Below are 22373 nucleotides of genomic sequence, written 5' to 3' on the forward strand. Positions count from 1 at the left end.
TTCAACGTCTTAACTGTTATTTGGTGCATGAATATATTCTGTAATCCAAAAATCCTTGATACATAGTCATAATATAGAAATGCTGTTGGAACACCGTGTAAAGCTCCGGGGCTATATTGTTGGAGTACACAAATTCAGGAACTTCATTATTTTGGTGCATGGCTTGGGCTGGGCTGCGCGTTTTTATGTTCGTAAAGCCGGTTTGTTCAAACAAAGATATCCAATCCTTTTCCATATGAAGAGAGTCAATTCCGTAAAAACGTTTTATTTCATCCTCGTTAGCTGGATTGAGCCGATAATTTATAGTAAGTTCATTTGCAATAAACCTTCCATTCCTCTTTAATAATCGAAATATCTCTTTAAGGGACTTAGGCTTGTTTATAAAAGAAAGAACTGATTCGGAAATAATGAAATCAAAGGTATTGCTCTTCATCGGAAATTCCTCTATTGACCCGTGAATAATTTGCACCGGTAATTGATATTTAGCCATTCTGTTTTTGGCTTTTGCTATCATTGTTGGATTGTTATCCAAGCCTATTACTTTTGCTCCGTATTGGGCAGCCAGATACGCTGCTGTTTGTCCAGTACCACATCCTACATCCAAAATGTAAGAAGTTTGATCGATGTTTTCAGTCTTGAAAATTTCTTTTGTTAGAGTAAGACCGCCAGGATGTGCACCACTAACGCCAAATTTAGACAATGCATCTAGATATATTGAAGCTCTGATAAGAACCACCTACTTCGTTCATGCTTTTGTATAATATGACCTTACTAACAGGATGGTTCCATTACAGTACTATGCCCTCAAGCTTAAGAGCGGACTTGAAGCGAACTCGTATTGTTGAGCTGCAGCGTTCGTCCTTATAACTTTCTACTATTAAACTATAGCGGGGACAAGATATACCTGACAAGATGCGTACAATGGATAGCGTAAACAAGTTACATGAAATGGGAAAAAGCTAATTCCAATACAATCAGCTAATCTCAACACGCTATAAAGTTATGAGACAGTGACAAGGCTTTTATTAGTTAAACAAGCCTTAACGGGAATCTTTCAGCAAGGTGAATTTTTGGTGCTTTTTTACGATTTGTGTGAATGCGGAATTTTTAAGCTAGCAGGATGTTTGTCCAATCTAGATATTAAAGATTTACATACAATTTACTACATGAGGAACAACATCCCATGAAAATATAAGGAGGCGTTTTATATGTTTTGGTGTGGCTGCGGACCCCGGTATACAGCACCTGTTGAAGAAGCTCCAGTAGCTCCTGCGACTGGATTCAGTTTTGCATTCATTCTTGTATTGTTTATCTTATTAGTAATCATTGGTTGTGTTTGCTATACTTTTTAGTTCGCTAAAAATCCAGGCTAATCCCAAGGAAATGTCCTGATGGCTTATCGGAAATCTATCGAAACGGATTTGCTTTAATTGTGGGATGTGTCGTTGGTTTTAGATGAAGGTCTAAGGAATTATTGATCATTCTTTGGAAGCTTACAATTTAAAAGAAAACAGGTGTATTATAAAATGTGTACTTTAGTTTTAAATGTAAACAATCTTGGCTAGGGATAAATATGTTATATAAATAAAAATAGGAGAGATGTTGGATGTTTCCGAGAAACAGAAATCCCATGGCCATATTTCCAACTGCACAAAGAAAAAGGCTGATGTTGTCTTCCGATAGAAAACCAACGCTATCGTTGTTTCCGGTCAGACGGCAACAACGTCCCAACCCAAAGCCAAGTAAATCTCCCGTACAGGGCATTCTTTCCAGATTTCATTCACCCGAGGGCACATGGGACTTTGGAAAAATGTTTAACACCGCTCAGAAGCTAAAGGGGTACTACGACCAGTTCAGTCCTATGCTTAGCATCTTCCTGAAAAGCAAAGGCGGAAGCGGCGGCTAGTTTTTTCCACAAAGAGAGTTCATGTTTTTTTTAGTAAGTTTAAGGAAATAAAACTATAAAAATAGATTAATGAATTTAGGTCCGTTGAGAAGTCCTGCTCGGTTTGAAAAGAACAAGGTACAGTGTTCATTTGTCATACCGTTTCTAGGAAAAATCCCAAAAGGAGCATTTGAAAATTTTTCAATATCTCCTATGTGTGCATTCGCATTCTTGGTAAATAAGTCACTAAACCGCCTAAGGCCCAACATTAAAGACTTCAGTTCTGTGGCGAAAACCTAAAAAACCGCCTGGTCATGCCAGGCGGTTCCTACACTTATACCCCTGCTTCAACCCTGCTTTTTTCGAGGGCCGCAGCAAAGTCTTTAATAATATCATCCGGATTTTCTAAGCCGGCAGACAGGCGTAGTAATCCGCCTGTAATGCCTCGCTTTTCCCTCTCTGCTTCTGGCATTGAGGCATGGGACATTTTAGCCGGGTAAGATAAAATGGATTCAACTGCTCCAAGGCTAACTGCAAAGACAGGCAACTGAACATTAGATACAAATGAATTTAGGACACTTTCGTTTTCAAGCTCAAAGGAAAGGACAGCTCCTGGCCCTTTTGCTTGATCATTCTGAAGGCTATATCCTGGATGGTCTGGAAGTCCTGGATAATACACTGCTTTCACAAGCGGGTGAGTTTTCAGGAATTCAGCGATCTTTTCGGCAGCTTTCATGGAATGTTCCATTCTAACGTGCAGGGTTTTCAGCCCACGCATTACCAGCCATGCATCTTGCACACCTAGCACGGCACCAAAGGAATTCTGCAAGAAGTAAAGCCGGTCGGCAAGCTCCGGATCTTTAACAACAGCAAGGCCGGCGACAACGTCACTATGCCCGGACAAGAATTTTGTCGCACTATGAAGGACAATATCGGCACCCAAATTTAACGGCTTTTGCAGGGCCGGAGTAAGGAAGGTATTGTCCACGTAGGTGATAGCTCCAATTTCTTTTGCAATCGCACAAACTGCCCTAATATCCGTGACCTTCAACAGCGGGTTGGAAGGAGTCTCCATGTAAATCGCTTTTGTATTAGGACGTACCGCTGCACGTACTCTGTCAAGATCTGTCATATCAACGAAGGTATGCTCGATTCCAAACCTGTTCAGGACACTTGTGACCATCCGGAAGGTTCCGCCGTACACATCCTCTGTTACGATAACATGGTCCCCGGAAGAGAGAAGCAGGAAAGCAGTAGAGATCGCTGCCATTCCGGAAGCGAAGGCAAAGCCCCTCGTACCTTCTTCCAACTCGGCGATGATGTCCTCGAGCGCTTCCCGGGTCGGGTTGGCGCTGCGGCTGTAATCATATTTGCCAAATTGTTCAGGATTGGCCTGATGGAACGTGGAAGCGTGTTGAATTGGTACACTTACAGCCCCTGTTTCCCTGTCGAATTTATGTCGGTTATGCAATAGACGCGTTTCAAATGAAAACTCTTTACTCTCACTCATACTCTGGCCTCCTTGTTAACGGCTGCAAATGCCTGTTCTAAATCCTTGATTAGATCCCTGCTGTCTTCAATGCCAACGGAGAAGCGTAAAAGGCGGTTGCAAACACCATTCGCTGTCCTGATTTCTTCAGGAATATCCATATGGGTCTGAGTTGCAGGATATGTGATAAAGCTTTCGGTCCCTCCGAGGCTTTCTGCAAAGGTAATCAATGACAGCTGCTGTAAAAACGGATTAACCCAGGCTTCCTCTTTTACCCGGAATGAAATCATACCGCCATGTCCAGGGTAAAGGACATCGGATACAGCTTCATGGTTCCCGAGGTATTCCACCAGCTGTTTGGCGTTTTTCTCATGCCTTTCCATACGAAGGGAAAGGGTCTTCATGCCTCTCATTAACAGCCATGAATCAAACGGGCTTAAAACGGCTCCTGCGCCATTGTGATATAAAAAGAGTGAGTCACATAATTCCTTCCCTTTTGCGACAATCAGCCCGGCAAGGACATCATTATGGCCACCCAAGTATTTTGTAGCGCTGTGGATTACGATATCCGCTCCAAGCTTTATAGGCTGTTGGAGAACCGGCGTGTAAAAGGTGTTATCTACAATCAAAAGCACGCCGTGTTGCTTTGCTATTTTTGCCACTGCAGCAATATCGGTCTGCTCCATAAGAGGATTTGTGGGGGTTTCGATGAAAATAGCTTTTGTTTTAGGGGTGATCGCACCTTCAATTTCTTCTAGATTGCTAGTGTTTACATAATGACAATCCAAGCCCCATTTCTTAAATCCCTGCTCCAATAAACGGTATGTACCTCCATATAAATCCTTGGAGATTACCCACTCATCGCCTGACTGAAATAAAGAAAGAACGGTAAAAATTGCCGCCATTCCAGAGCTGCACGCAAATCCGCGGTCACCGCCTTCAAGGTCGGCGATAGCCTGTTCAAGCAGCTCGCGTGTCGGATTGCCCGTCCGTACATAATCATACCCTGATGATTGTCCTATTCCTTCATGGCGATAGGCGGTAGAGAAGTAGACCGGTGGATTCACTGTTCCTGTTGCTGTTTCGCTCCGGTTTCCGATTTGTGCTAAGAATGTATCAATGTTGTACATGGCTCATTGCTCCTTTTAGATATGGTAAAAAATAAAAAAGCCTTCTTTAAGAAGAAGACTTTTGAAATTCGCTTACAGCAGTCGTTCTTCTTATCTTCCAAGTGCTTCAGACTTGAGGAATTAGCACCTTTCCAATGTGGCAAAAACATTGAAGGTTGCTGAGGCGTCGTCGGGCCATTCCCTCGACCTCTCTTGATAAGAAATCAATATTTCAGTTTCTTTTGAATTTACTATATAAAGTTATAAGTGTCAACACTATTGGGAAAAGAAAACCATTATTCAACAAATCCAGTGGGTAAATCTCGTCCTTAATAGGTGGCGGGGGCGGAGGTATCCTAATTTTCAAAGGCGAAGCTGTTTCAGTTCCAGTAAAGATATGAGCAGGTACAACAAGAAATACTAAATTCAATTAACTCTTACTTGAATCAAAACCTATCATCCAAATTGGCAAAGTCATTGGAATCGCATGGATGTGCTGTCTTTTTTCTAAATCAAAAAAGAGCTGCCTATACAGCTCTTCATATATTCTGTGTGATTATCCTTTTTTGAATAATAAAATGGTTTGGTCATCGAAGACCTGGCCTTCTTGCTTTTTTTGAATTTCCTCATACAGGGTATCGACAATTTTCTGGGCGGGCAGCTGTTTATCGGCAGACGCAAAGAATTGCTTCAGTTTATCATTGTTATCAATCTCATTGTTTTGGCGTTCCTCAGTAACTCCGTCCGTATAAAGCAAAACCATATCATTCGGCTTTAAATGTAATTCTTCCGTTTTATATACAGTATGTTTTGATAAGCCAAGTACAGCGCCTTTTGAATTAATATCAATCATTTTCTCTTTTTCTGCTTCATATAAAATACCCGGCTCATGGCCTGCGGATGCATACCGGAAAATACCGGTTTTTATATCGAATGAACCCATAAACATGGTTACAAACATGGACGGATCGAGATAGTTAGCGCAATATTGATTCAGCTCGTGCAAGATTTCATGCGGCAGCGATTGATCATCGATTTCATCCATCGCATACTTGATCATCGACATTAATATGGCTGCGGCCATTCCTTTTCCTGAGATATCCGCAATACCAAATCGGATTTGTTCGCGGTTCGTTACGACATTGTAGAAATCTCCGTTGAGCTTTCGGACAGGAACAGACACTACACCCAGATCGGTGTTCTCTGGCAGTGTAAGCTTTTGTACCTGGGTTAGCAACGTTTTTTGCACACGTGAAGCAAGGTTGAATTCCAGCTCAATTTGTGCATGCTCTTTTTTCATCTGTTCAAGCTTGAGCTTTTCTGTGATATCCGAAAAAGTTACAACGGTACCAGTAATGATTCCCTGGTCATATAAGGGGCTTACGGAATATTGAACGGGTATGGGAGTCCCATCGGCTTGATAAAAAGTATCCATTTCCACAAAGCGTGAAATCCCATCGCGTCCGGCTTGTACAATTTCGCATGCATCCGGATCAAACTCTTCCATTTCACCTTTACGATGTACCAGGAAATTAAGGTTTCCTTCTGAAAGCATCTCCGGCTGATAGCCCAAAATTTTCCCACCTGATTTGTTTATAAACAGGATTTTCCCCTCAAGGTTCAATCCTAATATCCCTTCCGCCGCAGAATCAAGAATCAGCCTGTTTTGGTTGCTTAATCTTTCAACCTGTGTCATATAGCGCTTACGGTCTGTGATATCAGTGCAAATTCCATAAACGCCTACGATATTATCATCAACAATAATGGGTATATTAACGACGTTAACCTCAATGGCTTCTCCGTTTTTCCGGATCAGGGTAACATCATAGTTCTGGGCTCTGCCTTGTTTGGCCTCGTTAAAGAACCACTGGGTATATTCAAGATCATCAGGATGCAGCAGTTCGGCATAGTTCATTTGCAGCAGTTCCTTCTGTGTATAGCCAGACATTGCTTCTAGCATTCTATTTACAGACTTATAGTTGCCATCCAAGTCAAAAGAGTAAACAGCGGAAGGGTTATATTCAAAAAGCGACCTATACCACTGCTCGCTTTCTTTTAGCTTCTCCTGTGCCCATACTCTATCAGAAATATCAAAGGCAATTCCGTACACGCCGACTATATCCCCTTCCACAATGATCGGGAGGTTTGATACCTGTACAGGGCGGTGTTCACCGCTTTTTTGCACTAATGTTGTCTCGTAATGCTGGGGGGTCCCTTTCTTTGCCAGCTCAAAATGTTTTGCTGTTTTTGCTAAATCCTTTGGTGCGACGAATGGCACAAAGGACATCGTCGGGATTTCTTCTGCAGAGTAGCCTGTCAGTTTAAGAAAATTTTCGTTATGGCTGATAAAGTCCCCGTCCATGTCAAAAGCAAAGACTGAAGCCGGGTTATAATCAAAAAGGGATTTATACCATTGTTCATTGATTTTATATTTTTCTTGTATTTTTTTGCGTTCCGTGATATCACGTGACACGGAAATTAGCTCGGTGTTTTTACTGGTGGTTTCATTCTGTAAGAAACGTCCAGTTGTTTCCATCCAGATATATTCGCCATCTTTCCGCCTTATCCGATAAGTTAACTTGAATTTTTCCCTGAATTTCAAAGCCTTATTATACTGTTCATAAATAAAGGCGATGTCCTCTGGATGGAAGTATTCGTATGGGGAATGGCCTATCAGTTCTTCAGGTTCGAAACCCAATAGGCTTTTGGATGCGGGCGACACATACACATATTTTCCATCCGCGTGCGCGTGCAGGGCAATCATGTCCAATGAGTTTTCAGAGAGAAGCCTAAATCGTTTTTCGCTATCCAATATTTTTTTTATGTTTTCTTTTTTTTCAGTTATGTTTTTGGCAATTCCATAAAAACCGATTATTTCGTTTCCTTCGATGATCGGGATATAGATTACGGAGGCGGTTAGTATATTTCCGTTTTTATGTTTGAAAGTAACTTCATACTGTTCTTTGGATGTATGGTTAATATTTTCTAATATGGCAGCCCTGCTTTTAAACGAACTTTCATCCATGATGTCAGCAGGATTTAAATGAACGAATTCTTCTTTGTTATATCCTGTTAAACTCATTATTGCCGAATTGGCATCTAAATAGTTACCATCCAGGTCCATTACATAGATCGCATCTGGATGGTTTTTGAATAAAGAGAGGTGCGGTCCGTTCCCTAGCAATTCTGCAAGGTACTTTCTGTTATCGTTCATGGTTAACCCTCAATTCCTTCTGAATTCTCCACATTATAAAGTATAACATGCTGTGGTTAATTACTACTGTTTATAACAGCCTTTTGGTAAACGTGTGGAATTGGTTTTTTTAAAATATTATGTTACGTTACATTAATTTCTTGGCCTTTTAAATAATAGAAAGGGTAATGTATTGATAAACAGTATGCTTTTATTATAATATAATGTAATATTTTAATTTTTAATTTTTTTACAATAACATTTGGGAATAAAAGGTTATTGAATACAGGGGGTGTAAAAATGGAGTATGGTTTACATCCATTAGGCGATCATGCAGTCATAATTGAATTGGGGAAAGACATTAACGAAGAAACGCAGAAAAACGTACAAGTAGTTACTGCCTTTCTCGATGAGCATCCACCAAAATGGATGGTGGAGTACATACCAGCTTTTACGACAGTCACAGTTTTTTATGATCCGGTCTATTTCTTTCGTGAAAATTTGGACAGTCTCCCGTATAACCAGGCTTGCCAGCAGCTTTCTGAATTACTGCAAGGTGTAAAGCCGGGCGATACAAAGGAGCAGAGAGTGGTTGAAATACCAGTATGCTACGGGGGGGAATTTGGACCGGATCTTGATCATGTCGCAACAATTAATGGGCTGACGGCGGAGGAAGTGATTGACATCCATTCATCGGGTGACTATTTGGTTTATATGATTGGTTTTGCCCCAGGATTTCCTTATGTGGGGGGCATGCCGGAAAAAATCGCTGCGCCAAGAAGGGAATCCCCGCGTTTAAAAATTCCTGCCGGATCAGTCGGCATCGCCGGCAAACAAACAGGAGTCTATCCTATCGAAACGCCTGGAGGCTGGCAATTGATTGGCAGAACGCCGCTCGACCTATTCCAGCCAGAGGTAGAACCACCGAGTCTTCTTAGGGCAGGAGATAAAATTAAGTTCAAGCCCATCAGCCATAAGGAATACATAGAATGGGAGAAGAAGGGATGATTACGATTATAAAGCCCGGCCTTCTAACCAGTGTTCAGGATTTAGGAAGGTACGGTTTTCAAAAATATGGAGTTATTGCAAGCGGTGTAATGGACCAGCTTGCCTATCGAATTTCCAACTTATTGGTAGGTAATGACGAAAATGCAGCAACCTTGGAGGCCACGTTACTCGGACCTACAATCAAATTTCATAATGATGCCCTTATCTCGATTTGTGGCGGTGATCTTTCGCCTTCCATAGATGGACAGGCTGTGAGCAATTGGAGGCCGGTTTTTGTAAGAGGAGGGAGCACGCTGAAGTTTGGTCCAGGAAAGTCCGGATGCCGGGCTTATCTTGCTGTTGCGGGAGGTTTTTCTGTTCCCAGTGTTATGAACAGCAAATCCACCTATTTAAGGGCGGAAATAGGCGGATTTTTCGGACGTGCCCTAAAAGAGGGGGACCAACTGACGTGGGGTTCCCCTGGAAAACTATCTAGCAGTATCAATGACCGGTTAAGAAAAAATGTAAGTGAAAATTCGTTCGTGGAGTCTGATTGGTTGGCATCACGGGATTTAATCCCTGACTATGCAAACAGGCCCTCCATTCGAGTCATGGAGGGACGCGAATTTGATTTATTCACAAAAGAAAGCCAGGAAATTTTTTTTAACGAGCCATTTGAAGTTACTTCGCAATCAGACCGGATGGGATACCGGTTAAAAGGTCCGATATTAACCATGGAAAAGGCAGAAGAAATGATTTCTGAAGCGGTGGGATTCGGGACAATACAAGTACCGTCTGAGGGGAATCCCATCGTATTGCTGGCGGATCGGCAAACGACTGGTGGATATCCGAAAATTGGGCAAATAGCTTTTGTTGATTTAACATATCTTGCTCAAGCTAAACCCGGTGACAGGCTTCGTTTTTCAAAAGTGTCCCTCGAGGAAGCCCAATCATTGCATTTAGAACAAGAAAGAAGAATAAAGGAATTGAGAATTGGGATTTCTTTAAAATACAGATAGGAGGGAATACACGTGCATAAAGTTGATATCAATTGCGATATGGGAGAGGGATTCGGGGCCTACACGTTGGGCAAGGACGAAGAAATTCTTGACTTTATCACCTCTGCTAATATTGCTTGCGGGTTTCATGCTGGTGATCCGGCAACCATGCGGAAAACCGTCAACCTGGCCCTTGAAAAGAAGGTAGGGATCGGTGCCCATCCCGGCCTTCAAGATTTACTCGGCTTTGGAAGAAGAGACATGAAAATTTCGCCTCAAGAAGCTTTCGATCTCACCGTATATCAAATTGGTGCATTGCATGGCTTTGTAAGGGCTGAGGGAGGGCGGATGCAGCATGTGAAGCCGCATGGCGCTCTTTATAATATGGCTGCCAAAAGCTCGGCATTAGCAGAAGCAATAGCGGAAGCTGTGTACAAAGTAGATCCTGAATTAGTTCTCTACGGATTAGCTGGAAGCGAGCTTGTAATAGCAGGAAAGAAAATCGGGCTTCGTACAGCCAATGAAGTGTTTTCTGACCGCACTTACCAGGCAGATGGGACACTAACCCCTAGAAGTGATGCAAATGCTCTAATACATAACCGTGAAGCTGCTATCAGCCAGGTGATTAGGATGGTAAAAGAATGTAATGTGATTGCTGTGCAGGGAGTTGATATCTCGATAGACGCAGATACAATTTGTATCCATGGGGATGGAGAGCATGCATTGGATTTTGCGAAGTATATAAACAAAGCATTAACTGATGCAGGTATAACCATTACTAAAATTGGTGACTTTTTAGAGTAAAGGCTCACAGAATATTGGAGGAAAAATGGAAAAGAAGAATTCAAGATTAAGCATCTTGCTCGGGGCTGCATTCCTGATGGCGACTTCTGCTATTGGTCCGGGCTTTTTGACACAAACAACTGTTTTTACGCAATCTTTAGTAGCTAGTTTTGGTTTTGTAATTTTAATCTCAATCATTATCGATATTGGTGCCCAAATGAATATTTGGCGTATCATTGCGGTATCTGAAAAGCGTGCGCAGGACATCGCTAATTCAATGCTGCCTGGTTTAGGTACTTTCTTAGCAATTTTAATTGTAATCGGCGGGCTCGCTTTTAACATTGGAAATATTGGTGGAGCAGGTTTGGGAACAAATGTGTTATTCGGGGTTTCCCCAGAGATGGGGGCGTTATTTAGCGGAATTATTGCCATTGCAATATTCCTGGTAAAAGAAGCAGGAAAGGCAATGGATCGATTTGCCCAGCTCATGGGCTTTGTCATGATTGCCTTAACTATCTACGTAATGTTTCAGGCCCAGCCTCCTTATGGTGAAGCGGCTGTAAGAACGTTTGTACCAGAAAAAATAGATCTGCTTGCAATCATAACACTTGTCGGAGGAACGGTTGGCGGCTATATTACTTTTGCCGGTGGACACCGCTTGCTGGATGCAGGAATTAAAGGGAAGGATGCAATCCCCGAGGTTACGAGAAGTGCGGTTAGTGCAATCGGGATTGCATCAATTATGCGTATCTTCCTCTTTTTAGCTGCACTAGGGATTATTGTCCAAGGGTTTGCAATTGACCCAGGAAATCCTCCGGCATCGGTCTTCAAGCATGCTGCTGGTAACTTTGGTTATAAGATATTTGGCATCGTAATGTGGGCTGCGGCGGTAACATCAGTTGTCGGTGCCGCATATACATCTGTTTCATTTATTACAACATTAAGCAAAACCGTCCAAAAATATGAAAAATGGTTTATTGTTGGATTTATAACCATATCAACATTGGTATTTGTATTGATTGGCCGCCCGGTAAAAATACTAGTGCTCGTCGGTGCCTTAAACGGACTGATCCTGCCTATTGCGTTAGGAGTTATGCTAGTTGCTGCCTATAAAACCAAAATAGTTGGTGATTATAAGCATCCATTATGGATGACGTTGTTCGGCATCGTCATAGTTATTGCGATGAGCTACATGAGTATATACACAATCATGACTGGGATACCTACATTGTTCAAATAAGCAAAAATAAAATCTATACAATGAGTGGCATTAAGCAGTCATACCAAAAGGCGTCCTAAAATCTAGGACGCCTTCTTTATATTTGCCTATTATGGTCAAATGGTCAATAATTCGTAGACTCGGTTAAGCTGCATGGAACGTTCGTCATCCCGTTCCTGGTTGGAATAGTCAATCGCTTCGGCCAACACATTGTTCAGGTAATACATTTCATCACCGGTTAAACTTCTTACAAAGTCCTCTGTATCATGACTGAAATTCGTAAGCTTATCATAAATTGATTTGCCAAATTTACTTTCAGTATGACCGGCCATTATTTCCCTTACAAATAACAAAGATTGATTCACGTTTTCATCCCTTTCGAAAAGAACCTTCATTTTTTTTATTTTACCCTGAAAAACATGTTAAAACCGTTCAAAGGAAAAATAACGGGCGCTGTTCAAATTCGCGCATAACTCATCAAAGATAAAACATAATAAGTGCGAAAGCACATAAATTGGAGGGATTTTTCTATATGGTATACCAACACGGACATATGCATGAAAATATGCATACAGGTACAGTGCCTCAGCATTTTAATCACGGCGGCCATGAGGTATTGGATGTAAGGGAAACACTTATGGGGTCTATAGCGACCATGAACCAATACTCGGTATTACGCCAATATGTCCAGGATCCGGAATTGATTGATATCATGGATCGTCAATTTGCTTTTATGCAGGACGAATACAATATAACCGTGGATTGTTTTCAAACAGGCCGGGATCCATACAAGCGGACAGAAAGGTATGAAATGAACCAGGATAATGATTTCATTTATGGTTTAGAGGCATCCCAGCCGGTGCAGCCAATTCAATCGGCAGCAGGAATGAATGATCAAGCTGTGGCTGACTGCCTGCGAACATTACAGAAATCCGGTGCAATCATGAAAACAATGGCGGCATTGGAATCGACAAACCCGGTCGTACGTCGGGTGCTCGCTGATTCATTGCCAAACTGTGTAGAAATGGTGTACGAACTATCAATTTACCAGAATAAACACCACTATTACCACGTGCCTCAATTTACCGAACAGGATATGAGCCAAATCGTGAATTCCTTTGCACCATCTGTTGGGTCAACTTTTAATCCAATAGGTCATTAAGAGCAAGTTTAATTTAATAAAAGAGGTGCATAATGGTAAACATGGATTTTGATAAATTCAACCGCATCCAAAAAAGCCATAAATCCCGCTATATCGGTGGTGTCGAATCCGAAGAGCAGGGTGTCAACGACCATAGGTATAACACTAATGAAAATACGGACAAGAAACCTGGGGCAACAGGCCGGGATATTCCGTCCGGTAAAGAGTATTAAAAGAAATGGGTAAGAATTATAGTCAACATTTGTTGGCTATTTTTTTGTGGTCATGCCTGTGGAAGACCGCTTGTAGGCGCTTGATGGGAATCAGTTTCTTTGCAAGTTAAAATAATTTGCCAAAAAATTTGAAAGCCTTAATTGATAAAAACCAAAAGGCCTCGACTATGTATAGCAACCACCACAATTTCCCTTTCACTTTTAAAATTCTCTTTTTAGACCTAGCTTGTACGGTCTGTTAAACTAGTCTTACAAAAAAGACGGAGGAAAAAGTATGGGAAACGAAAATGAACGCAGCTATACGATAAGTAAGACAAAGAGAAACATAGCCATCACGCTTGTCGTTTTGTCCACCATATTCTATGTGCTTATATTGGTTGTCCCGTTTTTTCCGTTTGATGTAAAGACAAAGGTTATTATATCTTCCGTCTTTGCTGTCATTGGGGAGATTACTTTTTGGATCGGCGGAATCATTCTTGGAAAAGCAATGCTTAGGAAATATCGAAAGAAATTAAATCCGGCTAATTGGTTTAGAAAATAAGGGGATTTTATTCGGTAGATGAATCGTGAAATATGTATTAATTACGCCCGCTCAAAGATTGATATTTTTAATATACGTTTCCAGCTAGTAATATGACGTTCCTTGCACAAAAACAGGACAGGTATTTATGAGGGTACATACAGTTTTCTAGATTCGGTTGGAAGGAAAAATGTAAAATTTAATTCTGCATAATGTTAATAATACATTCAAAAGGGAAAAAGTGTAAGTGAATAAAGGAGGGGGAGTCGCAGGTGAAATACAGGATTGAACGGGATACGATGGGAGAAGTCCAGGTTCCTTATGATAAATATTGGGGAGCGCAGACGGAACGAAGCCGGCAAAATTTTAAAATCGGTAATGAAAAAATGCCAATCGAGCTGATCCGGGCATTTGCGCATGTGAAACAGGCTGCGGCAAAGGTTAATAGTGAATTGGGCAGCCTGCCGGAGATGAAACGGGAGGCGATTGAAAAGGTATGCGGTGAAATCCTTGAAGGTACACTTGATGAACATTTTCCGCTTGTAGTCTGGCAGACAGGCAGCGGGACCCAAACTAATATGAATGTAAATGAAGTGATTGCTAATAAGGGGAATGAATGGTTGAGGGAGCAAGGAAGCGAGGAGAAGCTCCATCCTAATGACGATGTCAATAAAGCGCAGAGCTCCAATGATTCGTTCCCGACTGCCATGCATATAGCTGCCTATACCGGTGTAATGGAGTCTTTGCTTCCAGAAGTGAAAGCGCTTCGTAATACATTTGCGGATAAGGAAAACCAGTTTGCCGATATGGTAAAGATAGGCCGTACTCATCTTCAGGATGCCACTCCGCTTACGCTAGGCCAAGAAATCAGCGGCTGGAAGGCCATGCTGGATAAAGACTTAAAAATGATTGAAGAAAGCAGTAAGTATTTGTTGGATCTTGCTATTGGCGGTACAGCAGTAGGAACAGGGATAAACGCCCACAAGGAATTTGGCGAAAGGGCGGCAAAAGAAATAGGGAACACGACAGGTTATGCCTTTAGGGTGTCTGAGAACAACTTCCATGCGCTCACTAGTCACGATGAAATTGTACATGTCCATGGTGCTTTAAAGGCACTTGCCGCGGATTTAATGAAAATTGCCAATGATATTAGATGGCTCGCGAGCGGTCCGCGAAGCGGAATCGGCGAAATTTCGATTCCCGCTAATGAACCGGGATCAAGCATTATGCCTGGCAAGGTAAATCCAACCCAAAGCGAAGCATTGACAATGATAGCGGCCCAAATCTTTGGAAATGATACCACCATTTGTTTTGCTGCAAGCCAGGGCAACTTCGAACTGAATGTTTTTAAGCCTGTGATTATTTACAATTTCATCCAATCTGTCAAACTTCTGACTGACGGAATCCATTCTTTCAATGAAAATTGTGCCAAGGGAATTCAGGCTAATGAGGAGAAAATTAAGGAAAATGTCCAGCGTTCCTTAATGCTGGTAACGGCTCTGAACCCGCACATCGGCTATGAGAAGGCAGCCGAAATCGCAAAGCTTGCATTCAAGGACAACAGTACCCTAAAGGAAGCAGCCTTAAAATTAGGTTATGTCAGTGAAGAACAATTCGATAAATGGGTAAATCCGCAGAATATGGTGAATAGGAAATAAAAAACATAATGAGATCAATGTACGTGTATAAAAAGTTATTATCTTAAAAAGGAGTATGGCTCGTTTTTAAAGTACGGACTCTAATTGTTTTTTTACACTGGATTTTGTTGATGAATTGATATTTGCAACGATGATTAATTGAGCAATCCGGTTGGGTTGCTTTTTTTACTTTGGCAAGATGAAGTGTGTTAAATGATAAGGGCATTGATTTGTGTTTTTACTAATATTATAAACGGTATTTTTGTATGAAAGATTGTTGGATCTCTTTATTGAAGGGGTGAGACAGTGTTATGGGTTTGCAATACACTCTGCCTTTATTGCTGCCATGAGTAGGGAGATCCATGGAAAATAGAAGCTTTTTAGAAATATTGGATGAAGAGACTTGAAGGAATTCTTTACACTCTCGGTTTGAAATTCAGGATTTAATCAGGAAAAAATAATCAGCAAACTCCAAGAGGAGGAATACTGGATATCTCAGCTGAATTGCAGATACATTTGCGAAATTTCTAAGATAGATGTACCTGCCCCAAATTAAAAAGCAACAGTCTGTGACTATTGCCTTTCATTATTTTCCACTATTATTAACGAATCCGAACCTCTGTGTCTTTGTCAAAGAAATGCGCTTTGCTCATATCAAGGGCGAGTTGGATCGTTTCGCCAGGGTTTACTGTGTTACGGGAATCAACACGTGCGATGAATTCCTGTCCGCCGATACAAGAATATAGCATGATTTCCGCGCCCATCAATTCAGCTACTTCGATAGGGGCATCAATTTTTGTATTCTGGGAAGTTTCAAGGAAAACCGGTTCATCGTGGAAATCCTCCGGACGAATGCCAAGGATAACTTCTTTGCCTTCATAACCCTGGCTGCGCAGGACCTTCATTTTTCCTTCTGGAACAGCTATGGACTGGTTTCCGATTTTCACTGTGCCATCCTGGACCGTCCCAGTAAGGAAATTCATTGCAGGTGAACCGATAAAACCGCCGACGAAGACATTTTCAGGCTTTTCATAAACTTCTTTTGGCGCGCCTACCTGCTGGATGATGCCGTCTTTCATTACAACAAGGCGTGTCGCCATTGTCATCGCTTCTGTTTGGTCGTGTGTTACATAAATGGTGGTAGTATTCAAACGTTTATGGAGCTTGGCAATTTCCGCACGCATTTGCACACGAAGTTTCGCATCAAGGTTTGATAACGGTTCGTCCATCAGGAAAACCTTTGCATCACGGACAATCGCACGGCCCAAAGCAACACGCTGGCGCTGACCGCCGGAAAGTGCCTTTGGCTTCCGGTCGAGATACGCTTCAAGTCCGAGGATCTTCGCCGCTTCTTCAACACGACGCTTAATTTCATCTTTAGGCAATTTCCTGAGCTTTAAGCCGAACGCCATGTTGTCATAAACTGTCATATGGGGATAAAGGGCATAATTTTGGAAAACCATGGCGATGTCGCGATCCTTAGGGGGCACATCATTTACACGCTTGCCATCGATGTAAAAATCCCCCTTGGAAATTTCCTCAAGCCCGGCTACCATCCGCAAAGTAGTTGATTTACCACAGCCGGAAGGCCCAACAAAGACGATGAATTCTTTATCCTCAATTTTTAAGTTAAAATCTTCTACAGCCGTTACTTTGTTATCGTAAATTTTATAAATATGATCTAATACCAATTCTGCCATTTTAAATGCCTCCTAGGTATATCATCAATTCTTATGAAATCATTGTATTAAATAAGCCTAAGGAAACATATGTACACGGTGCACAAAAAAATAAACGTTTTACTGTGCACATTGCAAAATGGCTATTTGCGCAAAAGAATGATCAGATAAGTGGTTAGGGCATGCCGGAATGAACGGATATCCAGCCCTGTTTTTTCAATGAATTTATCGATCCTGTACTGCAGGCTGTTGCGGTGAATATAAAGTGCTTTGGAAGCAGAGCTTGCATTCGAATTGTGTTCTATATAAAGTTTTACGGTTTGAATCAATTCCTGATCCTCCATCGTTTCTCCTAGCAGTTGTTCTTTATACCATTCTTTATAGTCTAGAGAAATGCCTTTCATGAAAAGGAATGGAAATACTTCCGGTAAAGAACTTGCTTTCGCATCAGGAAGGTGCAGCCTGGAATGAGTAAAGCAATTTCTCTCCATTGTGAAATGGGAGCGAAGCCGGATATCGACCGGGTGGAATTCCCCTGCAAAAATTTTTATTTTAACATAAAAATCGCTTTCCAGGGTGCTTATAGCGGGGATCCATTCATCCAACCCGGGATTGTCATGAGAGAGCCCTTCTATTAAAGTTCCGTTCAAATCATTGTCCCATACCATGAGGGAATCTTCGGGTACGAAAGATAAAAAGGCTTCTTCGAACTCTTTATAAGGAAAGTCCTCCCCTGATATCGTAAACTGGGTAAACCTGACTTGTTCCCAGCTGGTTATGGGAAGCTGTATGTTATCCTCGTATAGGTAATCGCTCCATTGTTTATTTGAGAAAGATATATTTCGTTCATTTATAGATTCACCTGGATACAGTACTTTCAGCAGTTGGATTTCTTCTTGGCTTATGTCTCTTTTTGGAATCCCAAGGATCGTTTCAGTATGATCCTTGAACCAAATATACAGTCCAGGATTGCTGCAATCGCCCTTGTGCAAGACTGCGTTAGGAAATTTATTTAATAGATTTTTTAGCATAATTGGCCCTTCTGAATGTAAAATTGATTTACTTCTATTATAACGAAGTATAGCGTACGGAGAAATATAAGGGGCAATTATAACAAGGAGGCATGGTTGATCTGGCAAAGAGTTAACCATCTATGCAATACTGATCCAATCACATTAGAACTTCGAGCTGTGTGGCGAATGACTGGAGCCATTAAGGTAGACTATAAAAGTTTCTAAAGATTCTTGGTAATAATAGTACTGCACCCTATGTTTTAATTCATGTTAACAATAAGGGTGCAGTTTTTCAGATTCTTGTTGTCCTGTTATTTAAACGCAGTAAGCGGCACATCCAGAAGTGGGTACTTCTCCCAATCGGTATCTTCGTAATGCCACCATTCATTGGTTATTGTCCTGAAACCATTTTTTTTCATAATGGATGTAAGGTAATCCATATTCTTTTCTGCCGTTTTATTCATGCTGGGGTTATTTCTATGAGCTCTTTTAGTGAAGTCATCAAACGCAGATGGCATAAGGAGTTCTTTACCTTTTTGGTCAACCAAGGTGAGGTCGACGGCTGCACCCCGGTTATGCCTTGAGCCTTTAGAAGGATGGGCGACATAGCTTTTATTAGAGGCAGCAATATAGAGAGTCCTCTGGGCGGAAAATGGCCGGTAAGCATCCCATACTTTTACCCGATACCCTTTTTTTGCTGCCTCCTTATTGACTTTTACCAGTTTTGCCGCGGTTTCCTGCCTTAATAGTGGAATGGCGGCGGGATATATTTGTTTTTTCGTAAAATTATTTTTGGTTGCGTAACGAAGGTCAATGACAATTGTTTTATCAAACTTCCGGATATCTACCAGTTTGCTTTTTTCCTTGCTTTTGGTATAATTGGCTGCTGAAATTTGTTCATAAGGGAGAAGGCATAGCAGGAAGGTAAGCAGTATAAGTGAATTTGATCTTTGTTTTAGCATGATAGCCTCCCCAGGGGAAATGCTTTTATTATCTTTGATATAAGCAAGAATCTTCGGTTATTTTACAACTAACATAAGTTTTGCCGAAAGTTGGCACGTTCACAACAATAAATATTTGCAGTAAAGATGGACGGTTTCCAACAAATGTTGAGGTTGGTGCAACAAAGGTGGCCGGTTTCCAACAAATGTTGAGATTTGCGCGACAAAGTTGGCAGGTTCAAAATAAAAGCTGGGATTTTGCACCAGCCGCGGCTGGCGGCAATAATTGCTGATGAGGAACAAATTATAATACTGTTGAAGAAAAATAGTTTTCCTCGATTATTGGACGGTTTTTATACAAATATGATATCGGTTTTTGTTCTTGATATAAAGTATTTTATAACAAAATGTACCAAGTTCATAAAGTTGTAGGATGCTTTAAGCAATTTTCAAGGAGGAGATGTAGTGGAAAAGTTTTTGAGGTTCTGTCTTGAATTAATCGGGCTGGTTGTCCTGGGTGTGATCGTACTAACCGGTTTAGCGGTAGTTGAACAATATGTTTATCGATTGCTGGGAGTCCGGAATGTTTCTTGGAGTTTCGCCCAGGTTGCAAACCTGCTTCTGTTCTATGTGATTTACCGGAGTAAATGGCAGTTTCCAGGTTGGTTCAAGAGCGAAAAAAACACCAATCCATTGTCGAAAGGATTGGTGAGCTGGCTTATAGGCATATCAATTTTATTCCTCATTGTAGAGGCAGTATAAGTCCAAAAAGTATGTAAGGGATTAGTAGATGCTTCATTCATAAACATGGAACAGCATCAGTTCATGGATCATGCTTTTCAGGCTTGATTCGTCCTCTGCACTAGGTTTTGTCCCATTCCATTCAATTTCTCCGCTTTTATGGTAGATAGCTTGAAAAGCTTGCTTTTTAGAATAGAAAGAAATCCTCCAGCCGGGAAGATTTTTGTCTTCGAATAATGGCTTCCATTGAAAGTGTGTGATCAAAGCTAAAACCCCCTTTTTCCTGTACTCTTTAGTATAAAGGAAAAGGGGGATTTGTTGTACATGAAAAATTCTGATAGCAATGGAGGGAAGGGTTAATTTTCACTTACAGCCTCGCCCGAGCTTTGTAAGGATTGCTCTGCTAGGAAAACTGCATATTCTAGGCAAAGCTGCCGAGTCAGCACTTCAAACTCCCTTAGCTTCGGATGGGAGAAGATGGACCTGCCGGGTTTTGAGTTCGCTTCGAACATCCATACGCGTCCTTGTTTATCGATTCCAAGGTCAAAACCAATTTCTGCGATAACGCCATCTATATGCCGATCGATGCTTTTGCTTAACGTAATGGCTGCATTTGAAAGCTTCTCCTTAACAGTGATGGCCCTGGCGTGTTCAGGGAATAATTCTTCTATTGTCTTGACTTGGCCTCCGCTGTTTATATGAGTAGTTACGCTTCCTGCACCAGCAACCTTTGCTGCAATAGCGGTTACCTGCCAGTCACCATTTTGATTTTTATTTGTATGAACTCTGAAGTCAATTGGCCTCCTGTTTGCCGTAATAAGGGCAATCCCTTGCTGGATGATTAAATTGTGAAGTCGTTTACGCTTGAAAACGTGGTTAAAAAGATGCTCAAGGGACTGGAATTTGGTTAATTTATTTATTTTTTGATCGTCTTTGTATCGGCAATAATAAATATTTTCATTTTTATCATATAGAATCTGGTGGATGCCCAGGCCAAGACTGCCGTGTATTGGTTTGATATAAACCTGACGGAATTTAGAAAGCAGCGTTTCAATTGCCGACAACGAACGAAATGGATAAGTTTCGGGAAGATAAGGGATGGCATCCTCATCATCTGCCAGACGTTCATGTATGTCCCACTTATTAAAGAAACCAGGATTATACCACGGAATGGAATATTCCTCCTGAAATCTACGTTTTACTTCCTTTGGCCCCGTACGGCTTTCGGTTTTCCGGTTCGGAAGCCTGTCATAGACTACATTTGGAAATGGAAACTCCCTGACATCCCACTGGTGATTACGAAAAATATAACCTTTTATCGTTTCTGAAGCCCAATCAATTTGGTGTTCGCCAAATACGAAGGGAATACATCCGGTCATTTTATTAAGCGATAATAATTTCGCAAAAAAGTGAGAGCGTTCACCGACAGGTTTTTGCAAATTGGGGATAATTCCTGATGTGAATATTCCCACGATCGGCCCGATATGAATGCTGTCCTGATAAGTAAATAGATGCAGGGGGATATTCCTTTCATTGAATTTAATCGTTTCCGCCAAAATTTGTGACATGATTGCTTTATCTTCATCATGCGGATTCTCTTCTACAATCGCGTTGCATGAGTGCTGGCCATACCAGATATGGTCAATGTTTTCCATTCCACTTAATCCCTTAGGGTAAAAGAAAACATTTTCTTGTAAATTCGAAATTTCGACTGGGTAGGTTTTTTTCATTTACTCACCAGCTTTCAATAGTTCTGCATTCAGGAAAGTGCAATATAAAGAAGGTGCTTTATAAAGTTTATGCATGTTATCTGGATCAAGCAGCTCCATTATCTTTCTGCCTGGCTTTGAATTTATATCGAGAATCCAAACATCGCCTTTTTTATCGACTCCTAAATCGAGCCCGAGCTCAAAAAGCCTGGCTATCCTCGTTTCCAATTCATGGGGGAGATGCTGGATGATATGGTCGATGCTCTCCTGGATTTTTCCCTGAAGCTTTAAGGGGAATCCCTTTAACATAATGTCAAATGGGATGACTTGTGCTCCGGCGGCCAAGTTAGCGGTAATGCAGTGCGCGCGCCCGAGCCTGGCACCCCGCACCCGCTCCGTCCACATACCCGAGCTGTCTTTTTGAATAAGAATACGCAGGTCCCATGGCTTACCTTGTGCGTTTGATAGTTCTAGGTAGGGCTGTGTCAAATACGGGCATTGTTCAATCAGGTAGCGGAACCATTTGTGAAGTGCTGCTTTCTTATCGAACAATCGTTCAAAGCCACCTTCCTTTTTAGTCATTCGGACCAGTGATCCGTTTTCTTTATTTTCTATAAGGTAAATCCCTGTACCTTTTGATCCGAATTCAGGCTTCAACATAACCCGAGAGTGTATGGACAAATCCAACCAAATATCTTCCGGGATTCTCACTTTATTTGTGGGCGGAAGAAACCGGCTCAGGGAATCAATCTTTGAAAGGGATTGAAAAACTTTATATTTTCCGGGAAGCCCATGGCCCAGGAAAACCGCATTTTTTTTAAGCCATTTTATGTTATGGGAGATCTCATCGGAGTTCCGGATAAGACCTCGGAAATGACGGTCATAAATGAAATCCGGAATCGTAAAGTCCTTTGGGATCCATTGCCTTAATTGTTGATCGAATACATCTCCGTAAACCGTCTTTTCGTGGATTTTAATTTGATCGGGACAAAACCTGAAGACTTGAACTCCAGCTTCTTCGGACATTTGTGCAATTTTTGTGAAGTATGGTTCCTCCGCGTGTTTTCGTGTTGCCATAACACCCATGGAGAGCAAT

At 41.5% G+C, this 22373-nt stretch carries 22 protein-coding genes and 1 riboswitch; of the genes, 11 read left to right on the top strand and 11 right to left on the bottom strand.

All coding sequences use genetic code 11. The features are described 5' to 3' along the window. Positions 1–16: 16 nt before the first annotated feature. Positions 17–736, bottom strand: a complete 720-nt coding sequence (locus CUU64_RS11535; RefSeq protein ID WP_257985497.1) for a class I SAM-dependent methyltransferase — start codon at positions 734–736, stop codon at positions 17–19. Positions 737–1208: 472 nt separating this feature from the next. On the opposite strand from CUU64_RS11535, the gene CUU64_RS11540 reads away from it, so the two are divergent. Beyond that, the gene (locus CUU64_RS11540; RefSeq protein WP_101633773.1) at positions 1209–1352 is read left to right on the top strand and encodes a YjcZ family sporulation protein; all 144 of its coding nucleotides are present in this window, start codon (positions 1209–1211) and stop codon (positions 1350–1352) included. Between the two features lie 254 nt (positions 1353–1606). Then, positions 1607–1906 carry a YppG family protein gene (locus CUU64_RS11545; RefSeq protein WP_101633774.1) on the top strand — a complete coding sequence of 100 codons (300 nt, stop codon included), beginning with the start codon at positions 1607–1609 and terminating at the stop codon, positions 1904–1906. Positions 1907–2219: 313 nt separating this feature from the next. Here the strand turns inward: CUU64_RS11545 and metC are convergent, their stop codons facing one another. The 3 genes from metC to CUU64_RS11560 all read right to left on the bottom strand — a co-directional run bounded on the left by metC (position 2220) and on the right by CUU64_RS11560 (position 7697). Next, positions 2220–3395: a cystathionine beta-lyase gene (gene metC / locus CUU64_RS11550; RefSeq protein ID WP_101633775.1), complete on the bottom strand. Its 1176-nt coding sequence runs from the start codon at positions 3393–3395 to the stop codon at positions 2220–2222. Further along, the gene (locus CUU64_RS11555; RefSeq protein WP_101633776.1) at positions 3392–4504 is read right to left on the bottom strand and encodes a methionine biosynthesis PLP-dependent protein; all 1113 of its coding nucleotides are present in this window, start codon (positions 4502–4504) and stop codon (positions 3392–3394) included. The genes metC and CUU64_RS11555 overlap by 4 nt, the downstream gene beginning before the upstream one ends. Before the next feature lie 87 nt (positions 4505–4591). Beyond that, positions 4592–4706, bottom strand: a riboswitch (SAM riboswitch). Between the two features lie 333 nt (positions 4707–5039). After that, a complete protein-coding gene (locus CUU64_RS11560; RefSeq protein WP_101633777.1) occupies positions 5040–7697 on the bottom strand; it encodes a PAS domain S-box protein in 2658 nt (885 codons plus the stop codon). A 279-nt stretch (positions 7698–7976) separates the two neighbouring features. Between CUU64_RS11560 and pxpB the strand changes: the two genes are divergently transcribed. The 4 genes from pxpB to CUU64_RS11580 are packed head-to-tail and all read left to right on the top strand — an operon-like array spanning position 7977 to position 11684. Further along, the gene (pxpB, locus tag CUU64_RS11565; protein ID WP_101633778.1) at positions 7977–8684 is read left to right on the top strand and encodes a 5-oxoprolinase subunit PxpB; all 708 of its coding nucleotides are present in this window, start codon (positions 7977–7979) and stop codon (positions 8682–8684) included. Next, on the top strand, positions 8681–9682 hold the full coding sequence (locus CUU64_RS11570; protein WP_101633779.1) for a 5-oxoprolinase subunit C family protein: 1002 nt from the start codon (positions 8681–8683) through the stop codon (positions 9680–9682). The genes pxpB and CUU64_RS11570 overlap by 4 nt, the downstream gene beginning before the upstream one ends. 12 nt (positions 9683–9694) lie before the next feature. Beyond that, positions 9695–10465, top strand: a complete 771-nt coding sequence (locus CUU64_RS11575) for a LamB/YcsF family protein (RefSeq protein WP_101633780.1) — start codon at positions 9695–9697, stop codon at positions 10463–10465. 25 nt (positions 10466–10490) lie between these two features. Continuing rightward, on the top strand, positions 10491–11684 hold the full coding sequence (locus tag CUU64_RS11580; protein ID WP_101633781.1) for an NRAMP family divalent metal transporter: 1194 nt from the start codon (positions 10491–10493) through the stop codon (positions 11682–11684). A 95-nt stretch (positions 11685–11779) separates the two neighbouring features. Here the strand turns inward: CUU64_RS11580 and CUU64_RS11585 are convergent, their stop codons facing one another. Then, on the bottom strand, positions 11780–12028 hold the full coding sequence (locus CUU64_RS11585; protein ID WP_142383620.1) for a sporulation protein: 249 nt from the start codon (positions 12026–12028) through the stop codon (positions 11780–11782). Positions 12029–12195: 167 nt separating this feature from the next. Here CUU64_RS11585 and CUU64_RS11590 point away from each other — a divergent pair, with 167 nt between their 5' ends. The 4 genes from CUU64_RS11590 (at position 12196) to fumC (ending at position 15215) form a co-directional block, all read left to right on the top strand. Continuing rightward, complete coding sequence (locus tag CUU64_RS11590; RefSeq protein WP_101633783.1) at positions 12196–12825, top strand: spore coat protein; 630 nt, start codon at positions 12196–12198, stop codon at positions 12823–12825. Positions 12826–12857: 32 nt separating this feature from the next. Then, entirely contained in the window at positions 12858–13037 is a 180-nt protein-coding gene (locus CUU64_RS11595) for a hypothetical protein (protein ID WP_101633784.1), read from the top strand. 274 nt (positions 13038–13311) lie between these two features. After that, positions 13312–13578 carry a transporter suffix domain-containing protein gene (locus CUU64_RS11600; protein WP_101633785.1) on the top strand — a complete coding sequence of 89 codons (267 nt, stop codon included), beginning with the start codon at positions 13312–13314 and terminating at the stop codon, positions 13576–13578. 251 nt (positions 13579–13829) lie between these two features. After that, the gene (fumC, locus tag CUU64_RS11605) at positions 13830–15215 is read left to right on the top strand and encodes a class II fumarate hydratase (protein ID WP_101633786.1); all 1386 of its coding nucleotides are present in this window, start codon (positions 13830–13832) and stop codon (positions 15213–15215) included. A 581-nt stretch (positions 15216–15796) separates the two neighbouring features. Here the strand turns inward: fumC and CUU64_RS11610 are convergent. The 3 genes from CUU64_RS11610 to CUU64_RS11620 form a co-directional block, all read right to left on the bottom strand. Next, positions 15797–16894, bottom strand: coding sequence for an ABC transporter ATP-binding protein (locus CUU64_RS11610; RefSeq protein ID WP_101633787.1), 1098 nt, complete (start codon positions 16892–16894; stop codon positions 15797–15799). A 122-nt stretch (positions 16895–17016) separates the two neighbouring features. After that, positions 17017–17904 carry a PucR family transcriptional regulator gene (locus tag CUU64_RS11615; RefSeq protein WP_180954565.1) on the bottom strand — a complete coding sequence of 296 codons (888 nt, stop codon included), beginning with the start codon at positions 17902–17904 and terminating at the stop codon, positions 17017–17019. Positions 17905–18197: 293 nt separating this feature from the next. Continuing rightward, the gene (locus CUU64_RS11620) at positions 18198–18848 is read right to left on the bottom strand and encodes a M15 family metallopeptidase (RefSeq protein ID WP_101633789.1); all 651 of its coding nucleotides are present in this window, start codon (positions 18846–18848) and stop codon (positions 18198–18200) included. A 444-nt stretch (positions 18849–19292) separates the two neighbouring features. Here CUU64_RS11620 and CUU64_RS11630 point away from each other — a divergent pair, with 444 nt between their 5' ends. Beyond that, positions 19293–19589 (top strand): hypothetical protein, encoded by a 297-nt coding sequence (locus tag CUU64_RS11630; protein ID WP_101633791.1) that lies wholly within the window; start codon positions 19293–19295, stop codon positions 19587–19589. 33 nt (positions 19590–19622) lie between these two features. Here CUU64_RS11630 and CUU64_RS11635 read toward each other — a convergent pair whose 3' ends face one another. From CUU64_RS11635 to CUU64_RS11645, 3 genes are all read right to left on the bottom strand, one after another. Beyond that, positions 19623–19832 (bottom strand): YheE family protein, encoded by a 210-nt coding sequence (locus tag CUU64_RS11635; protein ID WP_101633792.1) that lies wholly within the window; start codon positions 19830–19832, stop codon positions 19623–19625. A gap of 92 nt (positions 19833–19924) precedes the next feature. Then, the gene (locus CUU64_RS11640; RefSeq protein WP_101633793.1) at positions 19925–21298 is read right to left on the bottom strand and encodes a YheC/YheD family endospore coat-associated protein; all 1374 of its coding nucleotides are present in this window, start codon (positions 21296–21298) and stop codon (positions 19925–19927) included. Next, on the bottom strand, positions 21299–22354 hold the full coding sequence (locus CUU64_RS11645) for a YheC/YheD family endospore coat-associated protein (RefSeq protein WP_180954566.1): 1056 nt from the start codon (positions 22352–22354) through the stop codon (positions 21299–21301). It lies immediately after the preceding gene. Between the last annotated feature and the right edge of the window lie 19 nt (positions 22355–22373).

Origin of the sequence: Bacillus sp. V5-8f, assembly GCF_002863565.1 — a bacterium.
Classification (GTDB): domain Bacteria; phylum Bacillota; class Bacilli; order Bacillales; family DSM-1321; genus Peribacillus.

Bases quoted from the DNA above. Each gene is read 5' to 3' on its own strand.
- CUU64_RS11595 (WP_101633784.1), top strand. From the start codon at position 12,858: ATGGTAAACATGGATTTTGATAAATTCAACCGCATCCAAAAAAGCCAT.
- CUU64_RS11555 (WP_101633776.1), bottom strand. From the start codon at position 4,504: ATGTACAACATTGATACATTCTTAGCACAAATCGGAAACCGGAGCGAA.
- CUU64_RS11600 (WP_101633785.1), top strand. From the start codon at position 13,312: ATGGGAAACGAAAATGAACGCAGCTATACGATAAGTAAGACAAAGAGA.
- CUU64_RS11640 (WP_101633793.1), bottom strand. From the start codon at position 21,298: ATGAAAAAAACCTACCCAGTCGAAATTTCGAATTTACAAGAAAATGTT.
- metC (WP_101633775.1), bottom strand. From the start codon at position 3,395: ATGAGTGAGAGTAAAGAGTTTTCATTTGAAACGCGTCTATTGCATAAC.
- CUU64_RS11570 (WP_101633779.1), top strand. From the start codon at position 8,681: ATGATTACGATTATAAAGCCCGGCCTTCTAACCAGTGTTCAGGATTTA.
- CUU64_RS11545 (WP_101633774.1), top strand. From the start codon at position 1,607: ATGTTTCCGAGAAACAGAAATCCCATGGCCATATTTCCAACTGCACAA.
- CUU64_RS11580 (WP_101633781.1), top strand. From the start codon at position 10,491: ATGGAAAAGAAGAATTCAAGATTAAGCATCTTGCTCGGGGCTGCATTC.
- pxpB (WP_101633778.1), top strand. From the start codon at position 7,977: ATGGAGTATGGTTTACATCCATTAGGCGATCATGCAGTCATAATTGAA.
- CUU64_RS11615 (WP_180954565.1), bottom strand. From the start codon at position 17,904: ATGCTAAAAAATCTATTAAATAAATTTCCTAACGCAGTCTTGCACAAG.
- CUU64_RS11560 (WP_101633777.1), bottom strand. From the start codon at position 7,697: ATGAACGATAACAGAAAGTACCTTGCAGAATTGCTAGGGAACGGACCG.
- CUU64_RS11645 (WP_180954566.1), bottom strand. From the start codon at position 22,354: ATGGCAACACGAAAACACGCGGAGGAACCATACTTCACAAAAATTGCA.
- CUU64_RS11590 (WP_101633783.1), top strand. From the start codon at position 12,196: ATGGTATACCAACACGGACATATGCATGAAAATATGCATACAGGTACA.
- CUU64_RS11540 (WP_101633773.1), top strand. From the start codon at position 1,209: ATGTTTTGGTGTGGCTGCGGACCCCGGTATACAGCACCTGTTGAAGAA.
- CUU64_RS11620 (WP_101633789.1), bottom strand. From the start codon at position 18,848: ATGCTAAAACAAAGATCAAATTCACTTATACTGCTTACCTTCCTGCTA.
- CUU64_RS11610 (WP_101633787.1), bottom strand. From the start codon at position 16,894: ATGGCAGAATTGGTATTAGATCATATTTATAAAATTTACGATAACAAA.